Below are 1,613 nucleotides of genomic sequence, written 5' to 3'. Positions count from 1 at the left end.
TCGCTGACAGCCGAGGAGCCCGTTTGCCGCAGCTGGCGGACAACGACGCTCACCCCTAAGGAAAACCATGTCCACGGCAACTACGCCAACCTCCGGAACTGTCACCCCGGAGCGCCTGGCCGCTGCTCGCAAGGCGGTGATCAGCAGCTCACTCGGCGCTGCGCTCGAATGGTTCGACGTCATCGTCTACGCGTCATTCGCAGTGGTCATCGCCCATAACTTCTTTCCCGGCGGCGACAACACGCTCGGTTTGATACTGACGTTCGCGACGTTCGCGATCTCGTACGTCATCCGGCCGCTTGGCGGGATGGTTCTCGGAAGCTATGCCGACCGTCGCGGGCGCAAGAACGCCTTGACGTTGACGATGATGCTGATGATGATCGGCACGCTCATCATGGCCGTGGCGCCGACGACCTCGATGATCGGACCGTGGGCCGGCGTCGTCATCCTTGTCTCACGTCTCATTCAAGGATTCTCCGCCGGCGGTGAATTCGGTACTGCTACAACCTTCCTCGTGGAAACAGCGCCCCACAAGAAGGCGTTCTACTCTTCCTGGCAGGTCGCCAGTCAGGGCGCCTCGGTTTTCCTGGCATCGTTGTTCGGATACATGCTCAACACCCATCTTTCGCATGAAGCGCTCTACTCGTGGGGCTGGCGCGTTCCGTTCTTCTTCGGCATCATCGTCGGGCCGGTCGGCCTCTACATCCGTGCCAAGCTCGACGAAACGGACGATTTCAAGACGAGCGTTCCGGAAAAGGCTCCGCTGAAGACGACGCTGACCAGGCATCTCGGCCGGGTGCTGACTGGTGCCGCAGTAGTGGGCGTCGCGACTATCTCGATCTACCTCATCTTGTACATGCCGACGTTTGCCGTGAAGAACCTCGGAGTTTCCGCCTCTGCCGGCTATCTCGGCGGCATCGTCGCCGGACTGGTCACCTTGATCACCGTGCCGTTGATCGGGCATCTTGCAGACCGGGTCGGACCTGCGAGAGTTATGACCTGGGCCTCCGTTGCGGCAATCGTCTTGGCCTGGCCGCTATTCAAATTGATGGTCGATCACCCGTCGACTCTGACGCTCGTCCTGGTTGTTTCGGTCCTGGGTGTCATCATGGCGTTTGCCTTCGGTCCCTTGCCCGCCCTGATGAGTTCGCTGTTCCCGGCAGAGATCCGGGCTACCGGAATGTCATTGTCGTACAACCTCGGCGTGACCTTGCTCGGCGGAATCGCGCCGTTGGTCTTGACCTGGTTGATCAGTACAACAGGCTCGCTCGACGCTCCGAGCTACTACTACATGACCGTCGCAGTGCTCTCCCTCGGCGGTCTGTGGTCTGCCAGGACGCTTTTCAGCCAGAAGTGACGGCGGGGGAGCGCGGAAGCGATTACGCGACCGCGTCTCCCTCTGCCAGCGCAACGACGGTATCCGACCCATGCCAGTCGGGGGCTTGAGTTCGGAGTAGAGCTGCCGGGGTCAGTGAAGAGATTCGGCGGCATTCACGAGTCAAGTGGGCCTGATCGCTGTCTCGCCGTCCCGGTTGTCCTCCCCGTTGGCCTCGTTGTGCTTGTCGTTGTAGGCCACCAGGTCGTGCAGGGGGAAGCCGTCGTGGCAGGTCACG

The 1,613-nt window shown here is 61.3% G+C and carries 1 protein-coding gene; it reads left to right on the top strand.

The features are described 5' to 3' along the window. Positions 1-67: 67 nt before the first annotated feature. The gene (locus tag ABT116_RS44860; protein ID WP_124566689.1) at positions 68-1,357 is read left to right on the top strand and encodes an MFS transporter; all 1,290 of its coding nucleotides are present in this window, start codon (positions 68-70) and stop codon (positions 1,355-1,357) included. Positions 1,358-1,613 lie beyond the last annotated feature (256 nt).

It is taken from the genome of Streptomyces sp. NPDC002130, assembly GCF_040296465.1.
Lineage (GTDB): Bacteria > Actinomycetota > Actinomycetes > Streptomycetales > Streptomycetaceae > Streptomyces.
This window is presented reverse-complemented; position numbering and strand designations above follow the sequence as displayed.

Excerpts from the sequence above, each read along its gene's own strand:
- ABT116_RS44860 (WP_124566689.1), top strand. The coding sequence starts at position 68 with ATGTCCACGGCAACTACGCCAACCTCCGGAACTGTCACCCCGGAGCGC.